General features: G+C 66.7%; 1 protein-coding gene. It reads right to left on the minus strand.

Annotated elements, in window-relative coordinates:
- A partial coding sequence (locus tag ACWEF2_RS31655) for a universal stress protein (RefSeq protein ID WP_453819917.1) occupies positions 1–1,040 on the minus strand: 1,040 nt, incomplete at both ends.

Raw genomic sequence — 1,040 nt, forward strand, 5'->3', positions numbered from 1 at the left:
GATCATGTGGACGTCGATCGACCCCGACAACGCCGTCGTGGTCACCCCCACCCCCCGCGAGAACACCTGCGCGAACCGCCCCCGCCGAGACGCCCCCAACACCAACTGCGTCGCATTCACCCCCCGAGCGAAATCCAGCAACGCCCGCGGCACCCCCTCCCCCACCACCTGGTGATAACTCCCCCCCAAACTCTCCACCAGCAACCGCTGACGCCCCAACCCCACCGGATCCGCCCCCACCAGCCCATCCGACCGCGTCACATGCACCGCCAGCAGATCCGCCCCCTTCGTCCGCGCCGCGATCCGCGCCGCCCGCCGCACCAACGTGTCCCCCTCAGGACCCCCCGTCAACGCCACCACCACCCGCTCCCGCGCCTCCCACGTCCCCGCAATCCCATGATCAGCCCGATAACGATCCAGCTGATCATCAACCTTCCCCGCCACCCACAACAACGCCAACTCCCGCAGAGCCGTCAAATTCCCCACCCGGAAATAATTCGACAACGCCGCATCCACCCTCCCCGGCGGATACACATTCCCGTGCGCCATCCGCCGCCGCAACGCATCCGGCGACATATCCACCAACTCCACCGCATCCGCCCGCCGCACCACCTCATCCGGCACCGTCTCCCGCTGCACCACCCCCGTGATCCGCTCAACCACATCGTTCAACGACTCCAGATGCTGAATGTTCACCGTCGAGATCACATCGATCCCCGCATCCAAAAGCTCCTCGACGTCCTGCCACCGCTTCACATTCCGCGACCCCGGCACATTCGTATGCGCCAACTCATCCACCAGCACCACCCGCGGCCCCCGCGCCACCACCGCATCCACATCCAACTCCGAAAACCCCACCCCCCGATGCACCACCACCCCCCGCGGCACCACCTCCAACCCCTCCAGCAACTCCGCCGTCCGCGGACGACCATGGGTCTCCACCAAACCCACCACCACATCCGTGCCACGCCCCAACCGCCGACGCCCCTCATCCAACATCGCGTAGGTCTTCCCAACACCAGGCGCCGCACCCAGATAGA

The organism is Streptosporangium sp. NPDC004631 (assembly GCF_053601935.1).